We start from the raw sequence: 19,442 nt of genomic DNA on the forward strand, positions 1-19,442 counted from the left end.
AGAGCAATACAGGGCACAAACGGATTGATTCGCTGATTCTGTTCAAGATTCTCATTCTTCAGTAGCTTTTGTTCTCAGCGATAAAGAGCTTGATTTCAGTTGAACAGTAGGCCCTCTTTTGAGGAGTTTGTCGGGCATGGCGTAATGAACAGCATTCACTATGCTGTAAACTCGCTTGTTCAGGGTGAGACTGCTCAAGGATGGAGTGATCGAGGACCTCTTCGAGATATTGAAGTCCCACGAGTAAGCCGGGCCAAAGCCCTTAATCAGCCTCAGCCCGAAGATCATTCAGCGGCAAACCGGAGTGACAGTTTATTACCTGCTGAATGCTGGTTTTGACTTTAACAGGAGGCCCTAGCTAGCTAAACTCTTGAGATCTGTGAGACGATAACGACCAGGCATTCGTACTTCAGCCGGAAAGTGCTGGGGCTCGCGTGCTCAAAAGAAGCTCACATCCCCATTCGCTACTAATGCCGGATTTTTATCCTTATTAATGACAGCAAAAATACCACCCTCTCCAGAGCCGGCAAGACTTTCATTTTGGTTCCAATAGAGATAGCCGGTACTAGAATCGTAAACAATAGAAGTCGGCGTGCGTAAGGCTGTGGTCAATGCCGAGAAACCTTGGACGGCGGCAAATGTAAAGCCATTAGTCGACTCAACGCCAAGGGATTTAGCACCAATTCTAATCGTATCTTCTCCGGAAGTGAAATCAGATATGCGATCAGCCCTGGAAACCGAGAATGAGGATAGAGTAGAAAAGACAAACATGTCAGAACCGGAACTGCCGATCAAGGTATCTACGCCCCCGCCGCCATCGAGGACGTTATTGCCTTTATTGCCTTGAATAAGATTATTTAAACTATTGCCCATTCCCGATATATTGGCGACGCCAGCGAGGAGAAGAGTCTCAACATTGGCAGGCAGTAAGTAATCACTTGTGGCCCGAACTAGATCTTGGCCTTGAGCAATAAGCTCAACCACAGAATCTGAACCGCTGTCAACCACATAGTGGTCGTTACCCAGCCCTCCTTCGAGAAGATCATCCCCAAGGCCGCCATCGATAAAATCGTTTCCTAAGCCACCAATAAGTAGGTCCGAACCCTCAAGCCCTGACAGGTAATCATCACCCATCAAGCCCAAAAGCGTATTATTTAGAGAATTGCCAAGGATACTGTTGGGAAGTTCATTTCCATTGACAGAAAAAGAGATACCATCTTCAAGTACGGCAGCCTCTACATGCTTAGGCAATTTATACAAGCCTAGGCCTTTAATGCGAATTCGTGCTGTATCATCTCCTGCGTTGAAGCGCTCTTCAATGCTATCTTCAAGTGAATCAATGATGTATGTATCGTTGCCAAAGCCGCCTACCAGGAAATCGCCCCCACCTTGTCCATCAAGAACATCATTGCCACCAAGGCCGTAGAGGTAATTTACTAAATCATTTCCAGTAATTACATTGTCCATACCATTGCCAGAACCCCTGGTAGCAGACCCCACAAGGACCAGGTTTTCAACTTGATCCGGGAGTGCATAGGAAATGCCTGTGATGACAGTATCTCGACCCTCAGCCCTTAGCTCGATGACAGCATCATCGGGAGAATCTATATAGTAAAAATCATCGCCTTTGCCCCCCAACATGATATCATTTCCAAGTCCGCCGTCAAGAGTATTGCTACCATCGTTGCCAACTAAAACGTTTTCGGCAGCGTTTCCAGAAACTCCAAGGTCAGCCGATCCCATGAGAACAACATTAGGCGGCGAATCCTGCTTCAACTCAACAGATGCAATGCTTGAGGATACGGTCTCAGCTGGTGTAAGGTTGTTTGAGATATAATCGCGAATATCAGCCTGAGATTTTACCGTGGCTTCAAGACTGGACTTGATCACGGAGGCGGCGGGTTTTACGGGTTGAGGAATGACAGGTGGGGGTGGATCAAGCGACAGTCCCTTAAGAAATTTCTCATTAAAAATTACAAGTAGTCCCCTTGGTTGATCAGCAGTGTCTGCTCCGAAAAAGAAGGATGATGGATTATCAGGGTCTTGGTTGAAAACGCCTGACGTCTTAGCCAAGGAGCTAGTATACACAAGACTCCCAATCAGGATGTCTTCAGTACCCAGTAGCCAGTCGCCATCTATATCATAGAAAACGAGTCCTAAATTGTCAATGCGAATGCGATCGTTCTTGTCAATATTTGTGCGCTTAAGAACAGCACCATCAGCCAGATTGGTTCCATTCTTCGAATACCAGTTTCCGGAGAGAGTGGCCACCTTATGTTGTTAGGATCCGAACTAATCCAATTATAGCCTAGATGGGGGTGGCACCGCAATGACTTCGTCACATGCTTCGCAAATAGGCATTAAAGCCTTGGCGTCGAGCGTTGTTGCCAACGTCAGGGCGCAAGCCAGGGCTGATTCAAAGTCTCAGCAAGCATCGGGCTGCGGTTTTCGCCGCGCCATCGCCAGCAACGCTGTGATGTCGTGCATTACGGCCTGTAGGCCGGCCCGAATCGACCGGAACCCGGCCAGGCGCAACAGGTTCAAGGCCGCGGTGCGCAGCGTGGCCATCACGCCGGCGCCATTGCCCCGGTAGCGGTGGGCGTCCTCATGGAGTTGGGTGTCACGGATCCAGTGCCAGCCCTCGATACTCCAGCGGTCTCGTACCAGTTGCAGCAGGGCTTCTGGCGTTGTGCGCAGGCTGGTGAGGAACAGGTGGGTCGCCTGAAAGGGCTTGCCGTCACGGGTGCCATCGGCGGTCATCTCCACGATCCAGCTGGTGCCAATCCAGGCCTCACGGATGTGCTCTGGAGCCTGTTTGGCACGCAGCGTCCAGGTGATGTTGCGACCGTGGCCGATCTCGTGATCCGTTGCCACAAAAGGGATGTGACGCTTTCCCTGGAACTGAGATCGGATCTGACGATGCAACGTCTTCTAGTTGCCCTTGACGGTCAAGAGGAAGTCGGCCCCCTGCTCCTGGAGTTGCCGAAAAACGGGCGCTGGGTATGGAGCGCGTCCGCCTGGATCAGCACGCCGCCCAGATCCAGCTCGCCGAGCAACTGCCGCAGCACCGCCCGCTCGTGATTTTCGCCAGTGGCGTAGCAGGCCTGGCTGATCGCCACACCGAGGGCAGCCGAATACAGCGTGACCTGGGCAATGAACGCGGAACCGCCGCCGGCTGTGGGCACGATCGACCCTCCAAGGCTTTGCCGTCACACACCAGCTGGTCAAGATCACTAGTGCAACCAGGGATCTGGGCGATTGTCCAGTCACGAATCGCAGCGCACAGTGCCGCCACGTCCACCTGTTGGAAGAAGTAGAGGACGAGGAATCTGATGGCGGCCGACGCAGCTCCAGGCCGAGTGCCTCGGTGAGCACGGTGTGGTGGCGGATGGCGAAACGCTCCAGGTCCCGCAAGCTCTGGCAGCCGCTCAGGATTCCGAGCACGGGCACCAGCAGCAGATACCAGGCCGGAAACCGAACCCCGCGCCGCATCCGCGCATCGGGGATCGACCTCAGATAGGTGATCAGGTCGAGATCGGTTGCGGTGGAGACGCTTTCAAGCACAAGGAGGGGGCGATTCCGCCGACCTCAACCCATGCTGACAGCCCCTGCAAGGACGCCTGTGACAGACTTTGAATCAGCCCTGGGGCGCAAGCAAGCAAGCTAGATTATCAATGAGCCTGAATAATTCTGCTGGCCTCAGCAGCAAGTTCCAGCCAGTCCTGATCAACATTGCGCCGAAGCAACACTGTGCGCTGGTACCAGGGTGAATTTCCTCCAGATGCTCCCCATCGCCAATTGCACAATGGGGCCAACATAACGATAGTAGGCACGCCAAGGCAGCCTGAAAGATGCGCTGGACCGCTGTCATCGGTAACCACATAATCACAGAGGCTCATGATTGCGGCTGTATGCTCAAAGCGCATCTCAGCAGTAATTTCTTGTTGTTGGTTAATAAAGCTGTCACGAAAACTGCATGTCAATAACTGTCTGGTACCAAATCCTTTTTGCAGGGACAATAAACGGGTTTTTGGCAACGCCGCCAAGGGAGCAAAGGCATCTAAGGGAATATCTGATTTATGGTATTCCGTGATTGCAGTAAGGGGAGATCCGCACCAGTTGATACCAATAAGTTGCTCACCATGTTTGATATTAAGCAGCTGGCGCCAGTGTTCGATTAGCTCGTTATCTGCACGTAAGTGCGGATGAGCCAGCTCCGGAAACTCTTGACAAGTACCATAAACTGCGGGGGCAGAGAGCATTGGCAACACTACCTCGTCCTGCTTTGAGTCATGCTTAAGATCTTGCATCATTTGTACTGGGAGTCTGTCTCCCAGGGATATGCGTAGAAGTGCGAGGAGAGGAGGGGGCACAAACAGCCTTACGTTCATCTTTTTGAATTCTTTAAGCCATATTGCGTAACGCGAAAACAGAAGGGTGTCTCCAAGCGTGCAACCAGAAATTAGTGCAATATTTCGGGAGGGCCCATGTTTAGAAACTGTTGTAGTGGAAGGACTGGTCGTAGGAGGTTGCCATTGATATTCGATGAATCCCTCATGCAGGCGATTCTGCAAAAGCAGGATTTCTCCTAGTAGCCTATGAATCTCTGCGCGAAATGGCTCCGCCTTCTTCGCCACTTCGAGGCACTCTTGGGACGACTCTAATAATCCCTGTTGAAAGAATAGCCTTGCTAAAAGCCTGTTTATCAAATTCCATTGAGAGGTTGCCACGGCCCGAGAAAGGGCCCGCTGAGCAAGATCCAATGCCTTCTCTATCCTGCCTCTACGTTGGCATTCATAAGCCTGAATAGTTAGAATAATTGGGTTGTCTGGATTCCCGGGGCTAGCCATATTGGCTAAGCGAACAGCATCATCAACAGATCCAAGTTCAAATGAACACCAACTGGCCTGGATCAGAAGCTCAGCAGTGTGCGTTTCTTGTTGAAGTCTATTGAGAAGTATCGGCATCGCATCCGCGAAACGAGTCCGCTCCAGCAAAAGCGAGCTTGCTCGGCGAAGTGCTTCTGGCTGAGTGGGCTCAAGTTCAAGAACATCTAGATATCGCTGAAGTGCAAGATCTAGCCAAGAAAATTGTTCGGCTTTAAGGGCCTGCGCCAGTCTTTCATGAGCCTGGGATGGGGTAGTGCAAAGCCAACGTTGATACCAACGCTCAGCCTCGCTAGGGTCATTCTGCCGTTCGTAGATGTTGCCCAAATCTCTGAAGACTTCGGGACAAGGAGACTGAGCTTGGGCCAATAGACGCAAAATAGGCTCAGCTTTTAGTTCAAGACCTTTGCGAGGAAGCGGTTCAACATGTTGATTGTGAAGCTGGTATTGACCTTTACGCAGCCTCCCAGAACTGGATGATGAACTATCTATCTTCCGCCCGAAGCCTCCTGAGAAATGGTTTTGATGGTGACCTTCTTGCTCTTTCACGACAGGAAATGTTGAGCTTTGCAGGTGGTTCCATGCTGGCGCCACCTCTGCTCTCGTAGATTGTACTTCCGAATGGGGAGCCGGGGCCAGCTGAGTCCCAGATTCGCAGCGAGGATGCTGGTATTTTTTCTCGCGGTTGGTTGTTAAACTTCACATGTTCGTTCTTCGCGGTAAGTCTGGTGTTTCCCCGGTTTGGTGGACATTCGATAGGAGAAACACCATGATCACGAGACTGAGGCTTGATGACCACTACGGTCAACCCAATCCTCGCCCGCCGGCGACTTACGGACCAGCAGAGGGAGGATGCTGTGGGCTGGCTGCCCGCTAAATCTGATTGCTGGGATTCAACCGATTCTCTGCTGAGGTCTTGCCGCCAAACGGAAACAAGAAATCCTCAAACGTAAGCTGAAGATGCTTCTCCAGCGACACCCCGAGCGTGCGTCAGGTTGGTGAGGTACAGTTAGAGCACTACAAGCAATGGTAGATCGAGGAAAAGCTCATACATCAGCAGCAGAGAATCAGGTAATGTCAGCAACTCCGAACCAATCCAGGCGAACGCCTTGGCAGTCAGTCGTCTGGGTTAATCGTAAAACAATGATGTATAAATCCGCCTCGCGAATGACAAGGGGGGGCATCCGCCCCTAATCGCTCTCAGATTAGGGTAATCGTGCCTCGATTTGACACCACTTAAAGGGACGCGGGCTGTTAAAATCCAAATAGTTACACTGTTGAGCATGTCTTTGATCGACTTTCCAAAGCTTGCGTCAAGCCGATCCTTGCAGCAGAAGCGATCCATTCTTATGCTGAGTTTCTTAGCGTGGCAGATTTTACCCTTGGTAGCGACCGCCTGCACCGTCATGATTGGGGGCGCTTACAAAGCAATCGCTGGGCCACCGTCCCCATCCATTTCCGAAATCATTAAGCAGGGACGATTAAAACTCAATCGCGGACAGCCCGAACAGGCGCTACTGGATGCACGCAGGGCCATCGAGCTGAATAGCAATGTAGCCGAAGCCTACTTTCTTCTTGGACGCTCACAGCAGGATATTGGCCTGAAGTCTGATGCTCTCTCATCATATAGCAAGGCTATCGAGCTTGATCCGCGTTACGTCTCTGCATATTCCAACAGGGGTCTGATCAAGGGTGGTTTGGGTGATATGAAAGGTGCCATCAAAGATTTTGATCGCGCTATTGAAGTAGATAAAAGCTTTGCGGTAGCTTACTTGAATCGTGGCGTTGCTTTTGGAGCCATGGGAAATTCTCGGGCTGCACTAGCAGATTTCAATTCGGCAATAAGAGTAAATCCAAAGTATACAGAAGCCTATCAAAACCGCGGTATCGCTAAAGAACTGCTGGGTGATATCAAGGGGGCTTGTACTGATTGGAAGCTGGCGGCTGCTATGGGTTCGGCTGAATCACGAGCTTGGCATGCTAAGCAGTGTACGCGCTTTGTTGAGTCAGCAAAATAGCGATTTCTTTCTGTCAAAGCATTGCGACAAGCGGCTCAGATTTAAAGCATGGTCAATGCCTTTCTTGGCACTACTTGTCGCACCCTCTGCGTTTAAATTTGTCATCTTCAAGGCATTTAAAATTGCAAGTATCCTAATTTGCTCAACGAGAGCATTGTGCTCCAGCCCATGCAAAAGCATCAGCATCTCCGAGGGATGCAGCTTTGCGCCAATCGCGACAGGCTGATGGGATATTGCCCACTGCTTCAAGCGCTATTCCCCGGTTTGCGTAAGCTGATGCATAGCTAGGATTGAGCTCAATAGCCCTTGAGTAAGACGCAATTGCGCCAGTAAGATCTTTGGCTTTGTATCTAGCTGCACCAAGGTTGTTGTGCGCAGCTGAATAGGTTGGTCTGAGTTCTACTGCTTTTTCAAAGTCCCTTATGGCTGACTGGAGATCGTTGAGCGCTGATTTGGCTAGGCCGCGATTATTGTAGACATTTGACTGTGATGAATTGATCGCTAGTGATGCATCGTAATCGGAAATGGCGCCTTTGGGGTCGCCTTGATCATCCCTGAGCCTGGCACGCCTGTAGTAAGCTGCTGCGTGTCTTGGTAGCACTTCAATAATTCTTGAAAGGTCTGCAACTGCATCCGCTTTGTAACCTGACTCCTCTTTCAGCACCGCTCGCACGTAGAGAGCCTCGGTGTTGGCAGGATTATATGCAATGACCTGCCCGTAGTCCTTAACGGCACTCTCCTTGTCGCCGAGCTCAGCACGCATCGCGCCTCTCTTCAGAAGTGCTGCTTCAAACTTAGGATTCAATTCGATAGCACGGTCAAGGTCTAGCAGAGCCATTTGCTTATCGCCCAGTAAATCCTTAACTTGGGATCTTGCCAGAAAATTGCCGGGATCGGAAGGATTCAACTGGATTGCTCGATCCAGATCATCGCCGGCTCCCTTAACATCGCCACCCATGAGCCGAGACTTGGCACGACCAGTAAAGAGAAGAGAATCCTCAGGCCTAGTAGCCATGGCGAGCGTAAACTCCTTTGCAGCTTGCCTGAATTCTCCCTTGAGGAGAAATAGGTTTGCTGTGGTACTTGAGGAATTATTGTTTGAAGCTTCCGGGTCAGGGCTCAGGGTTGCAGGAGCGATTAAACGATCAAGCGAGACATCTGAGGCATTGTCAAGAGGAAGTCTTCCAAGCGCAAGCTTTCTGACGCCTGTCGTTCCTTGGATGGCAATGACTGGGGACGATGAATGTATTTCATTCCCACTGGTCTCAGCCGGTAAAGAGATCTTTGGCTGATTTCCAGTCTGGGAAGCAGTGGAGCCTTTTTGTAAGCCCGACCTGATCTGAGTTTTCACATCTTCAATCTTGGCCGCAATTGACCGTTTCTGCTGTGCAGCTAGCTGCTGTAAGTGTGCCAGCTCATTCTGTCTTTTCGATGCAACGAGAAGTTGTTGCTCGAGGGCGACACGCTCGGCCTCGGCTAGACGCTTTTGCTCCAGCCGCTGGGTTTCAGCCTGGCGCTCTGTGGCGATGCGCTCCTGTTCGAGCTGCTGCTCGAGGGCGACACGCTTGGCCTCGGCTAGACGCTGCTGCTCGAGCTGCGCTGCGGCCAGCCGCTGCGCGGCTGCCTGGCGCTCTGTGGCGATGCGCTCCTGCTCGAGGGTGGCACGCTCGGCCTCGGCTAGACGCTGCTGCTCGAGCCGCGCTGCGGCCAGCCGCTGGGTTTCAGCCTGGCGCTCTGTGGCGATGCGCTCCTGTTCGAGCTGCTGCTCGAGGGCGACACGCTTGGCCTCGGCTAGACGCTGCTGCTCGAGCTGCGCTGCGGCCAGCCGCTGGGTTGCAGCCTGGCGCTCAGTGGCGATGCGCTCCTCTTCGAGCTGCTGCTCGAGGGCGACACGCTTGGCCTCGGCTAGACGCTGCTGTTCGAGCTGCGCTGTGGCCAGCCGCTGCGCGGCTGCCTGGCGCTCTGTGGCGATGCGCTCCTGTTCGAGCTGCTGCTCGAGGGCGACACGCTTGGCCTCGGTTAGACGCTGCTGCTCGAGCTGCGCTGCGGCCAGCCGCTGGGTTTCAGCCTGGCGCTCTGTGTCGATGCGCTCCTGCTCGAGGGCGACACGCTTGGCCTCGGCTAGACGCTGCTGCTCGAGCTGCGCTGTGGCAAGCCGCTGCGCGGCTGCCTGGCGCTCTGTGGCGATGCGCTCCTGTTCGAGCTGCTGCTCGAGGGCGACACGCTTGGCCTCGGCTAGACGCTGCTGCTTGAGCTGCGCTGCTGCCAGCCGCTGGGTTTCAGCCTGGCGCTCTGTGTCGATGCGCTCCTGCTCGAGGGCGACACGCTTGGCCTCGGCTAGACGCTGCTGCTCGAGCTGCGCTGCGGCCAGCCGCTGGGTTTCAGCCTGGCGCTCAGTGGCGATGCGCTCCTGCTGGAGCTGCTGCTCGAGGGCGACACGCTTGGCCTCGGCTAGACGCTGCTGCTCGAGCTGCGCTGCGGCCAGCCGCTGGGTTTCAGCCTGGCGCTCTGTGTCGATGCGCTCCTGCTCGAGGGCGACACGCTTGGCCTCGGCTAGACGCTGCTGCTCGAGCCGCGCTGCTGCCAGCCGCTGGGTTTCAGCCTGGGGCTCAGTGGCGATGCGCTCCTCTTCGAGCTGCTGCTCGAGGGCGACACGCTTGGCCTCGGCTAGACGCTGCTGCTCGAGCCGCGCTGCGGCCAGCCGCTGGGTTTCAGCCTGGCGCTCTGTGTCGATGCGCTCCTCTTCGAGCTGCTGCTCAAGGGCGACACGCTCGGCCTCGGCTAGACGCTGCTGCTCGAGCCGCGCTGCGGCCAGCCGCTGGGTTTCAGCCTGGGGCTCAGTGGCGATGCGCTCCTCTTCGAGCTGCTGCTCAAGGGCGACACGCTTGGCCTCGGCCAGACGCTGCTGCTCGCTTAGCTGATCTCCGACTTGCATGGTCGGTAGGGCTTGCGATCTCTCATCTTGCTCTGGTGCTGATTTTGATTCTGCAGGTGCAATAGTGGTAGAAGCTTGCGATAGCGAATCAGAGCATCTTTGGCCGCAAGAATTCTCGCTGAGTGGCTTTTTGTATTGAGACGGAGCAATGCCCGCGCTTTCAATTGCAGAATTTAGAGCAGATGGAGCTACGGGCGAACTCTTTGGCAGAAGAGGCTTTCTTGAACTTAAGGTAGAGTTTGCTTCAGGTTTAATTGTGGGTGCGACTTGAGCTGACGATGTCTCTTGGTGACTAGGAACACCGCTTTGAATCGTACGATCCTGAGGCACGCAACCACCTACGAATGCGGCTCCTACAATGGCTGCCTGAGCCAGCTTGTGGTATGTGGACATTTTTCCACAAGAAAATTTATTCATCCCATCTTATCAGAACATCCAGATCCTGCCAAGGGTCTATCAGATGCTGCTGATGAGAGCCTCGTTTAGTCGGGTTTTCCTTGCTCGCGACTTTCACACCAACACCCAAGGATGCGTGTGGGCGCGAGAAGCCCAAATCGAATACTAGGTAAGCGAGTATCTGGTGATAGAGCGGACGAAAGCCGGGGCCCAACCCAGTGCTGCACGGCCCCCATCCCAACCTTTAAGCATCGCTAGCACCAACCCAACTGGACCAGGCATTCTGTGACGTTTGGTTTCACATCAACCTAGTTTTCTCCTCACCGTTGGGCTTGACGGTACAGCCCGGCTTCCAACAAATGTTGGGGTTATTGTTCAGCGAGGCGGATAGGCTGATTTGATTGCGGCAGCGTATGCATAAGATATTCTAGTAGCTTTTATTTGACCCTGTATCGCCACCAGATTATGATACTAACCAGGGAATAGACACAGGCAGGATCGGGCTGAAGTTCCTGTTATTAACAGCTGCTAGCGGCGTTAAAACCGCCACGCTTACAGATTAGAATTCCTATCAATACCCCAAATCTGCGATCACGGCACTGGATTTTTAAGCCATCTCAGCTGTGCCACTGCCTAATCCACGCTGCTCTGAGCTAGCAGTGACTCAATCACCCGCACAATCATGGAGCTCCTGAATGATCCAGAGACAACTTCCCTGTCAGATGTTTGGCTGCTGTTGGCAAAGCAGATAGATGAGTTCAGTTTTAGGCGTAGTTTGTGGCGACTGTGAGATGCATTGGTATCTCAGACGATGACGGTTGAGTCTTAAAAGCGCCAGCGGGTGTGGCTATTCGCGCCATGTTGTGATGCTTGCGGAGTAGAATGAGGTGCAGGGAGATTAGCCAAAATGACATTATTGGATTTCAATCCGTATGCTAAATAGGAAAATATCGAAATTCCATCCCCAACCAAGTGGCGTGCATTATTCATTAATATGAAGTCCCGGATAGCTTCCACATTGAGCAGCTCCTTGGTGATAGGCGGAGAGCCTCCAGTAGTAGATTCAGGCATGTTTGCATTAGATAACGATTGTTTGCGAATTTTATGTATGCCCGTGTTTCCCATCAAACCATGGGCGCGATTGCAGATCAGCGTAGCTTCACCAAAATAACGCATCCATTGCTTCGCCAAAGAGGGAGTATCAGTGAGGATATAAAGAGGACACGGCATGGATCCTTGCCTGAGCTGTTGCAGCACATCAAAGATCTCTTGCATGTAGCGGTGGGCTGATTCCCACTGTATGTGCTTTTCATAGTTAGGACTGGCCTCAGAAATCGAGCCTCCCGCCCAACTTTTAGTGCCGCCTCTGAGGTGAATAATATCGTACTGGAAAGAACTCAAATCATACTCGTCTACGCAGGCTTTTAGAGCTTCAAAAATAATCGGTGCTGGCCTAAGGTGAAGGGCATTATGGCATTTGAATGTGCGCGGACCGATGCCTGGGTAGACCACAATCGGATTCTCAAAATCAGGCTCATTACCTTCAATAATTCGCTCTAGGCAGCCACCATTGCCTGGCAGTGCGTAGTCAGGGTCACGAATAAAAGTCTCGTAATCTGGATTAACTAAATGATTATTCCAGGCTTCTGGAACTACGATGAGATCATCACTCGCATATGCGGAGTGTGCTTGGACTTCATTAACGAATTCACTAAAGCTTAGGGTCTTGAGCCCTTCGATGCGAAAATAATGCTCAAATTCGAGGCTTTGATCATGGGTCCAATGGCTATCGCGCCAATCCACTACAAGAATACGCTCAGTGGCTTTGGCATAGCCGATTGCTTGGAGAAGGCATTGAAGTCGGTCACCAAAGCCTTCAATGCCTTTTAACAGGACAATCTTCATAGACTAGCAAATAAGAAAAAAGGCGAGAGCTAAGCTCTCGCCTTCAAATCTAAGCTACGTTAGAGGTAAAGTTGACAGAGTTAGTTTCAGGTGCCTGAATCAGCAGATGCAGCAAAGGCTTGGGCGAAGGCCGAGGCGCTGGTGCTGTTGCTCTGGGTAGCGAAGGACGACGTAGCCAATTGGGCGCCGGAGCTGGCTTGAGCGTTGCCATTACCACCAGAATTGGGGGCATCTTTCGAGGCTTGTGCTGTGAAATTGGAAGTGGCTGCTGCATTAACATCAGCAATTACACCAATGCCGGTCACAGTCACGCTGCTTTCGCTGTCACGGGCAGCAGAAGCAGAGGCCTGGCTAACAGCAGAAGAGTAGCTGTTCTTATAGCCAGCTTCCCAAGCAGCTTTCCACTCGACTGCAGATGAGTAACGACCGCCTTCTTCATAGGAAGAGCCATAGGCGACGTCAGCTGCAGCCTTGGCGCCACTGGCGAAGGACGCCTGGTTAGCGGCGACTTGACCGGCGGTGCTGCCCGTGTCCTTGGTGGAGAATTCAGCCGAGATGGTACCGGTGGAATTCTTGTCTACGCTGGACTCTTGAGACGAAGATGTGGCGGCAGCGAAGGTTTGGCTGTACTGATTCTCCCAGCCTACCTTCCAAGCTGCTTGGGCTTCAGCTGTTTCGGTCGTGTCATAGCCATTGTTGTGGGACCATTCTGCAGTCCACTGAACACCAAAGGAGCTTGAGTTTGCAGCCGTGGTTGCTGCTGAGCTGGCTGCTTCAATCAAGCTGCTCGCATTGAAGGCGCTGGTTGCCGTGCCGATCGTCTGCTGCAGACGGCTGGTGCCGGCGAGATCGAGCTGGGCTGCACCTTGCGCGGTGTAGTCAGAAGTGCTGGATGCGGAGGCGTTAACGCCGAGGTTGGTGGAAGAACCAACGTTGAAGTTGTTGTTGGTGCTCAGGGAGTTGTTGAACTGGGCGGTGCCGCTACCAGTGAAGATAACGTTACCAGCCGAAGGGGTCTGGATGTTGAACAGGGGGTCTGCCTTAGCAGTCAGTGAAGCGAAAGGGGCAGCAGCCAGAAGGGCTGCAAGCACGAGTGGCTTTTTCATGGTTAGGAAACGAACATGTCGACGTATGCCGACTTCATTACCCTATTCCCTGATGGGCATGTTTGTCAAGCAGGTTGCCTGGGGAAGCCGCCCAACGTTTTGTATCTCGTATCCCAGTCCACTACGAACAATTCTTGAGGGGCCTCAAGCTTGGTTATGGGATCGAAATTTTTTGGCCGTTACTGTCCGTGATCGTCGTTGAGCCGTTCACGGCTTCGATATTAGTCCAATACCCAGACGTTGTTCCCACAACACGGCCCGGCTGGGTGTTGCTGACTCGATAGCCATAGTAAGCTTCCGTGCCCACACCCTGGATGAAGGGGGGCTGGTTGATTGGTCGGTTTGGGAGCGGCGACCATTGTGGACTCGTGTCAAAACTTGTGGAGAAGGATGCAGGATACGTTAAACACAGATTTCCTGGATTCTCTCCATCAGGGTCGTTGGGGTAGCAAGGGGCAGCACTGGCAGGCGCCACGACATAGAGCAGAGGGAAAACCGCAGTTGCGGCACAGCTTCCAAGAAACGAGAGGAACTGGAAGGTGGCAGTATTTCGATGGATTCGAATTGACATCAGAATCTTAAGTTCGGCCAGATCCTAGTCGAAAAGATCGATTAATGGGGTTAGTGGATCCGGTAATTCTGGGGTGATTGTGGGAGGCAGACTTGGAGTGGTAGGCTGATCAAATCTATCAAGATTGATTCTCTTCCCGCTCACGCCGGCGTTCCTTCGTGGGGCACATGAAAAATATGCCTGTGCGTTAAGAACAGAGCTAACCATGACGCACTGAACAGGCATACCATCATTCTGCGTGCAGTTAATGACAGAACCGGGCACTAGTTCACATTCGATGCCTTCACTGGTATCAGCACGAGAACAATCTCCTGTCCCATCATGATTTGAAGTACAATAGATTATGAAAGAAGATTCTCTGGCGACCAGGAGTTGGCTTGATGGTAAAGTGTCAACACCACCATGAAGCAGAATCAATGCTGCTGTTGTTCCTATCAAAATAGCATGAGTTAAATCTAGCTTTTGGTAGTGCGAGGTATTTTCGGCGTTATTATGGGAGTAGCAGGAATTGAGGCTGGTCTCGGTTGTGAGATGCGAATAGATGAACTTGCGACCTTTGCGCACTTCTCAAGATATGGGAACCTATCCGGGTCAACGACAATGCCTTCCTTTTCAAGCTGAGAGCAAGCTCTGATAAGAGAGAGATCGGTTGAAATCTTTCGATCTAATGTAATCTGTTTGGCTAGGTCTGCGCATTCCCTTAGTACAGATGAGCCGAAGGGGACAACTAGTCCAAGGTTAGCAGAATAGTTGCTGTTATCGTTTGAGCTTGTATTGCTCGCAATATCTAGCGCACTTTGGTTGGTTTGGCCCCAACTTCCGCCTGCATAAAGAGATGGTGTCCGGCAAAATATTCCTGGTGCGAAACCATTTTCGTTATTGAATGAATTATTTGTTTGATAGTTTATATTTGTCCCGCCAGATGTGATCGATGAAGCAGAGGGCGCTGCTTGGTTGTTGAGCGTGGAACTATTATTTGTTTGTTGAGAAAGGGCTAGTTCGGGAACTAAAAGAATTAAGCTACCTAGTGAAGCCAGTAGAGGGATAAACTTCATGGAATTAGTTTAGAAGCTCGTCGTAAATGATTGACTGAACGTTGACTCTGACTTTTCAACCACTACAGTTGATGTATGAGTTGCCATTGCTGACCCAGAGGCAACGCCTCCAAATTCAGGATTATAATTTTCTGGGTCGACAGAGCGAATTGATGATCGAAACATGGTCCCATCATCAATAAGAAGAAGATTTTTGCCGGTTATTCCTTGCAAGTCAACTCCGCTGCCTGTTGGTGTTGCTAAAAATACTGCTTTCGCATTACCTGAATCATCGCCGAACTTGTTGGTCACGAAACTGCCTTGCTTCAACAGTAAGACGGCTTCGTTGTCAACAATAAAGTTGGGATTTGAGTTGGCTGATGTAGTAACTCCGTAAGTAGACTGAATAGAGTAACTGAAGGTGCTTTTTGAGCCTGTCGTTCCTGATGTCTGGCCTTGAGCCTGCGCTAACACAGATGCGGGAGACGCAGCAACTGTTAGCGAAATGAGCGCAAGAAGAGTACGGATCATCATGAAATATTAAAAGCTTTGAGCGAATGTTGACGAAAACTGGTTGGTCTGAATATCAACTGTTGTGTTAGAGGTGATTGTGGCAGTAGCGTTGCCATTTGCAAACTGCTGCTCCTCGTAAGGTTTTTTGCCATCGACACCTGAGTAAAGGCAATTGCCTGTCCCTAGGCTGCAAGAATTCTCAGGGGTATATCCAACGGTATTAGGAGTTGCAAGTGCTGAGAATTTAGAACCCCCTTCTCCTGTAAGCGAGATGTCAACTGTGGCCCCCACGCCCTCTAACAAGGCATTGCCTGATGCAAAGTTAAGCTGATCAGAGGTGAGAGTACCGTCGCCACCAGGAATCGGAACAGTGCCAGTTCCTTGTGCTTTCAAATTCGAGATTGTTGCGCGTGTGACGCCTGGTGTATCGCCAGAACCAATGCTACTTGTAATTGAGGCAGTTGAAGGAACGAATCTGGATTCAATAACTGAATTCATTCCTGGAGAGCTTTGGGTGGAAAGCGAAGCCCCGAACGCCGTGTTCGTGCCAAAGGCAAGGGAAGATTTAGAGCCATTCTGGATAGATAGGTTCTGGGTTGTTCCCTTCTCGGCAGCAGTGGGATTGGGCAGGATCTGGGCCTTTGCTGCGATCGGTGACAGCAGCACCAGCAGCGCGACAGCTTGAGAAAACGACTTATGCATGACCTGAGAGGAGGTGAGGCCTAAGTCAGAAGGCGCTAAGGCTCCTCCTTCACAGGCCATGTACGTACTTCAAGATCCTACCGCGTAAGTGCGCATGCATGCAACTATGCGTCAATATGCTGCCTGCCAGGGCCGCCTAAAAGTGCCGTCACGGCGGGCTGGCGGAGCCTGGTTGCGTTGGCCTTGGCCAGCGGGCATGGCTCGTTCCCATGCACCAAAGCCCGATGCTGCAGTCGTTCAGGCGGATTTCAGCAATCTGATCAGCTTCCACAAGGCCATCCCTGACGGTCGTTCCCGCCGCAGGGTCTCTTACCTGCAGTTGTTATTCCTGTTGGTGGCTTTGCTGGGGATTCTCAGCGGTTGCTGCAGCTCCAGTGATCTGGAGGGGGCTTCCAAGGGGCATCTGGAGGCGCTGGGCCAGGATTTCAACTGCTGGCTCTCGGCTCCCACCTTCCTCTACCTGTTCAGCAGAGCCCATCTGCACGATTTCTTCCAGGTTCTGCAGGCCTGGCTGTTCATCCAGATTCCAGGTGGCACAGACGGGCTGGACCAGTTGGTGTGCTGTAGCAGCACTCTCATTGCTTCAGCTGTGGAGACCGAGGTCGATCAGCACACATTCGTGGTCTAGGTCATGGTCTATGCCTGAGCCCTGGCTTGAAGACCCACGACACCCTTCAATCCATTGAGCGAGATGCACTCATGGAGCTCCTAAGCACCCCGGATCTGGAAAGCGTGCTCAACCAGGCGGCTGACTTCCACACGACGCAAGGGTTTTTGATGGTGCTCGATCCAGTGATGGCCTCACCCTTTGTGTCGCTTGTCTGTGGAGATGTAGGCCTCCAGCCCCTCCCCTCACAGGTTTCCACTTTTGTGTTGCTGCACTTTCTGGCGTCGGGAATTCAGGCACCCGGCGACTGGCCGGTGTTGGCTCGATCCGCTCTGTCAGATGTCAATCAGGGTGACAGGCGCTTTGCATCAATCATTTGTTACCCATTTTGATTGACGCTTGGTTACACCTCTGAAGCCCTCACCGGTCGCATATTTCCATCATGACGGTCATGGTGCCCGCTCAATGGCATAGGTGGCCCAGCTGTATCGCCAGAATCCTTTGCAGCACCTCCTTTTTGTAGGTAGCTTTCAGCCCTGATGCCAACGATTTGGCCGTGGTGCACCAGCTGGTCCACCGCTGCCACAGGCATCGATCCGCTCGGGAGGATCTCGTCCAATTCGCGGAATGGCTGGTTGGAGGTCACCAGCAGTGAGCATCGCTCGTAGCTGTGGCAGATCAGCTCAAACAGCACCGAGGTCTCCAGCACGCTCCGGCGCACGTAGGAGATGTCGTCGATCACCAGCAGGGAGGGCGTAGCTGTCCAGCTTTTGGATCAGGGCCGGCAGCTCGTCGCTGGCCTTGGCCTTCTGCAACAGCTGCACCAGGGCCGTGGCCGGGAAGAAGCGGCAGGCCTGGTCCTGCTCCATCATCGCCATCGTGATGGCAATGGCCAGGTGGGTCTTGCTCACCCCGCTGGGGCCAAAAAGCTGCAGTTTCTCTGCCTGCAACAGCCAGGTGTGGCTGCGGGAGAGCACCCGCAGTTCCTGCCAGTGCTTGGCCTCCAGATGCTGGTGATCAAAACCCCCGAGACCCTTTTGTTAGGGATCACCTGGTGCTCTCCATCGACGTCGGCCTTGGTGTTGTGGCCCTGAATCCAGCCGTCTGCCTCTTTGTGGATGTAGCTGTCGGGATCAGTGAAATTGCGCTGGGCCTGGGGTTCTGGCTTTCCGGCTGCATCCGTGGGGAGCTGGCCGTGTGGAATCTCCAGTGGATCGCTTTCATGGGCAATCTTCTGGGCATCATCTGCTCGTTTGCCGGCACAACGGCTGCTTTTCGTCGCTATTCGCCTCGGTCTCCTTATCATCCTGCTGAGCAGCAGGGGCCTGTTCTTCCCTTTCATGGGCCCTGGCGGCAGCTGCTTCCACTTCCAGCTCAGCCTTTGCCCTTGGCTTAGCGCCCGTCCTTCAGGGCCTCGATGATTTCGGCCCTGCGCAGTAGCCCGCTCGTGGCTCATGGCCTTTGCTTTCTGGCAGAGCCTCAGCACCTGAACGCACAGCCCGGCCAGGGCAGCCAGGTGACGGTGACGGAAGGCGGCGTCTTCCCAGCAGGCCTTCTCCCCCCGGGATCCATCTACCGGTAGTCGGCGTGGATCTGCTCAAGATCCAGCTCAGCGGCCAGATCTAGTAGGAAGACCACCAGGTGATGCTCTGGCAACCACTTCACGGGCGTCGGCGGCAAGAGCAGAGTTTGCTAGGGGGTTCCAAGGGCGGCGCCACACGCCATCTGTTTCTTACCAGCCTGCGCACAGTTCAAGAAGCGTTGCTGCGCCTGATCGGGCAGCGGTGGAGCATTGAGAAGGAGTGGCACTGGCCGCGGGATATGCAGCTGCACAAGGACGCGCACCGCTACGCCTACCGCAACGGGGCGCCATGATTGCATTTTTGGGCTGCCCTGTTGCAGCAATCGACCCAAGGGGATTGCCTCAGCGTGATCCAAGCCGTCTAGGCCAGGCTGCTAGATCAGGCTTCATCGATTAAACTCTTGACAAATGGGCAGGACAGGTCCGTGGCTGATTTCCTTAACGGCAGTTTTGAATCTGGTACGTTCTCAGGCTGGAGCACACTGGGTAGCGCAGTGGTCCGCCAGGGCTCCGTTGATCTAGGCAGCAGTAGCGACAGTAACGCCAGATTCGCACCAACTAACGGCAGCTACTTCGCTGAACTAACAAGCCAGGATCAATCACTCAGCAGCATTGAGTCATTTCTGAACCTCGGGAGCGGCTTCTTTAGTGCATCATTCGATACAGAAAAAGACAATACCTATACTGTCGGCTCAGCCATCAAGCAGTCCATCTATATCAGTGCTGGCCAGAAGCTCTCTTTTGATTGGAAATTTAAGACAACAGACTACTGGTCGTACAACGACTCGTCTTTTGTTATTAGCGGTCCTTCGAGCGTCAAGCTTGCCAGCGTATCCAGTGCCGGAAATTATGGGGCGCAATCCGGTGGATACGAATACACATTTGCCGATAGTGGCGTTTATACCATTGCCATCGCTGTGTTCAACGAAAGCGATGCTACCGCCAACTCCTATTTGGCTGTTGATAACTTCAGGATTACTAGTGCTGCTGTGAATCGTACGCCCACCAGTGCCAATCGCTCGGTGCGCATCAGCGAAGATGTTGTGTACACCTTCTCTACCGCTGACTTTGTCTTCTCTGACGTTGATTCGGGAGATTCCCTCAAATCTGTTCTGATCACCTCGGCACCTGATCTCGGCCAACTGCTTTTTGACGGCTCCAGCTTCACTATCGGAAGCAGTGGCTAT

18 protein-coding genes and 1 pseudogene are annotated in these 19,442 nt (G+C 52.8%); 6 read left to right on the forward strand and 13 right to left on the reverse strand.

Annotated features, from left to right (window positions below; all coding sequences use genetic code 11):
* Positions 1-438 precede the first annotated feature (438 nt).
* The 5 genes and pseudogenes from KBY83_RS08005 to KBY83_RS08020 all read right to left on the reverse strand — a co-directional run bounded on the left by KBY83_RS08005 (position 439) and on the right by KBY83_RS08020 (position 5,435).
* Complete coding sequence (locus KBY83_RS08005; protein WP_255019053.1) at positions 439-2,271, reverse strand: calcium-binding protein; 1,833 nt, start codon at positions 2,269-2,271, stop codon at positions 439-441.
* Positions 2,272-2,424: 153 nt separating this feature from the next.
* Complete coding sequence (locus tag KBY83_RS08010; RefSeq protein ID WP_255019054.1) at positions 2,425-2,874, reverse strand: transposase; 450 nt, start codon at positions 2,872-2,874, stop codon at positions 2,425-2,427.
* Between the two features lie 74 nt (positions 2,875-2,948).
* Positions 2,949-3,185: a hypothetical protein gene (locus tag KBY83_RS08015; protein ID WP_255019055.1), complete on the reverse strand. Its 237-nt coding sequence runs from the start codon at positions 3,183-3,185 to the stop codon at positions 2,949-2,951.
* 154 nt (positions 3,186-3,339) lie between these two features.
* Positions 3,340-3,564, reverse strand: a pseudogene (locus tag KBY83_RS15500) (transposase family protein); the annotation flags it as partial.
* A gap of 107 nt (positions 3,565-3,671) precedes the next feature.
* A complete protein-coding gene (locus tag KBY83_RS08020) occupies positions 3,672-5,435 on the reverse strand; it encodes a tetratricopeptide repeat protein (RefSeq protein ID WP_255019056.1) in 1,764 nt (587 codons plus the stop codon).
* A 734-nt stretch (positions 5,436-6,169) separates the two neighbouring features.
* Between KBY83_RS08020 and KBY83_RS08025 the strand changes: the two genes are divergently transcribed.
* Entirely contained in the window at positions 6,170-6,904 is a 735-nt protein-coding gene (locus KBY83_RS08025; protein ID WP_255019057.1) for a tetratricopeptide repeat protein, read from the forward strand.
* Positions 6,905-7,046: 142 nt separating this feature from the next.
* On the opposite strand, the gene KBY83_RS08030 is transcribed toward KBY83_RS08025, so the two are convergent.
* From KBY83_RS08030 to KBY83_RS08055, 6 genes are all read right to left on the reverse strand, one after another.
* The gene (locus tag KBY83_RS08030) at positions 7,047-9,839 is read right to left on the reverse strand and encodes a tetratricopeptide repeat protein (protein WP_255019058.1); all 2,793 of its coding nucleotides are present in this window, start codon (positions 9,837-9,839) and stop codon (positions 7,047-7,049) included.
* Positions 9,840-11,060: 1,221 nt separating this feature from the next.
* Positions 11,061-12,140 carry a hypothetical protein gene (locus tag KBY83_RS08035; protein WP_255019059.1) on the reverse strand — a complete coding sequence of 360 codons (1,080 nt, stop codon included), beginning with the start codon at positions 12,138-12,140 and terminating at the stop codon, positions 11,061-11,063.
* Positions 12,141-12,226: 86 nt separating this feature from the next.
* Complete coding sequence (locus KBY83_RS08040; protein WP_255019060.1) at positions 12,227-13,246, reverse strand: hypothetical protein; 1,020 nt, start codon at positions 13,244-13,246, stop codon at positions 12,227-12,229.
* A 1,026-nt stretch (positions 13,247-14,272) separates the two neighbouring features.
* On the reverse strand, positions 14,273-14,872 hold the full coding sequence (locus KBY83_RS08045) for a hypothetical protein (protein ID WP_255019061.1): 600 nt from the start codon (positions 14,870-14,872) through the stop codon (positions 14,273-14,275).
* 9 nt (positions 14,873-14,881) lie between these two features.
* Positions 14,882-15,385 carry a hypothetical protein gene (locus KBY83_RS08050; protein WP_255019062.1) on the reverse strand — a complete coding sequence of 168 codons (504 nt, stop codon included), beginning with the start codon at positions 15,383-15,385 and terminating at the stop codon, positions 14,882-14,884.
* Between the two features lie 6 nt (positions 15,386-15,391).
* Positions 15,392-16,066: a hypothetical protein gene (locus KBY83_RS08055; RefSeq protein WP_255019063.1), complete on the reverse strand. Its 675-nt coding sequence runs from the start codon at positions 16,064-16,066 to the stop codon at positions 15,392-15,394.
* Between the two features lie 196 nt (positions 16,067-16,262).
* Between KBY83_RS08055 and KBY83_RS08060 the strand changes: the two genes are divergently transcribed.
* Positions 16,263-16,694, forward strand: a complete 432-nt coding sequence (locus KBY83_RS08060; RefSeq protein ID WP_255019064.1) for a hypothetical protein — start codon at positions 16,263-16,265, stop codon at positions 16,692-16,694.
* 26 nt (positions 16,695-16,720) lie between these two features.
* Positions 16,721-17,065, forward strand: a complete 345-nt coding sequence (locus KBY83_RS08065) for a hypothetical protein (RefSeq protein WP_255019065.1) — start codon at positions 16,721-16,723, stop codon at positions 17,063-17,065.
* Between the two features lie 11 nt (positions 17,066-17,076).
* Here the strand turns inward: KBY83_RS08065 and KBY83_RS08070 are convergent, their stop codons facing one another.
* Together KBY83_RS08070 and KBY83_RS08075 are read right to left on the reverse strand one after the other, a co-directional pair.
* Positions 17,077-17,415, reverse strand: coding sequence for an ATP-binding protein (locus KBY83_RS08070; RefSeq protein ID WP_255019066.1), 339 nt, complete (start codon positions 17,413-17,415; stop codon positions 17,077-17,079).
* The gene (locus KBY83_RS08075) at positions 17,357-17,650 is read right to left on the reverse strand and encodes an ATP-binding protein (protein WP_255019067.1); all 294 of its coding nucleotides are present in this window, start codon (positions 17,648-17,650) and stop codon (positions 17,357-17,359) included. Before KBY83_RS08075 ends, KBY83_RS08070 begins: the two co-directional genes overlap by 59 nt.
* A 77-nt stretch (positions 17,651-17,727) precedes the next feature.
* On the opposite strand from KBY83_RS08075, the gene KBY83_RS08080 reads away from it, so the two are divergent.
* The 3 genes from KBY83_RS08080 to KBY83_RS08090 all read left to right on the forward strand — a co-directional run.
* Positions 17,728-18,069 carry a hypothetical protein gene (locus KBY83_RS08080; protein WP_255019068.1) on the forward strand — a complete coding sequence of 114 codons (342 nt, stop codon included), beginning with the start codon at positions 17,728-17,730 and terminating at the stop codon, positions 18,067-18,069.
* A 293-nt stretch (positions 18,070-18,362) separates the two neighbouring features.
* Positions 18,363-18,548 (forward strand): hypothetical protein, encoded by a 186-nt coding sequence (locus KBY83_RS08085; protein WP_255019069.1) that lies wholly within the window; start codon positions 18,363-18,365, stop codon positions 18,546-18,548.
* 132 nt (positions 18,549-18,680) lie between these two features.
* Positions 18,681-19,442 (forward strand): hypothetical protein (locus KBY83_RS08090; protein ID WP_255019070.1); only part of this gene is annotated, 762 nt, incomplete at its 3' end.

Origin of the sequence: Cyanobium sp. WKJ7-Wakatipu, assembly GCF_024345355.1 — a bacterium.
Classification (GTDB): Bacteria; Cyanobacteriota; Cyanobacteriia; order PCC-6307; family Cyanobiaceae; genus Cyanobium_A; species Cyanobium_A usitatum.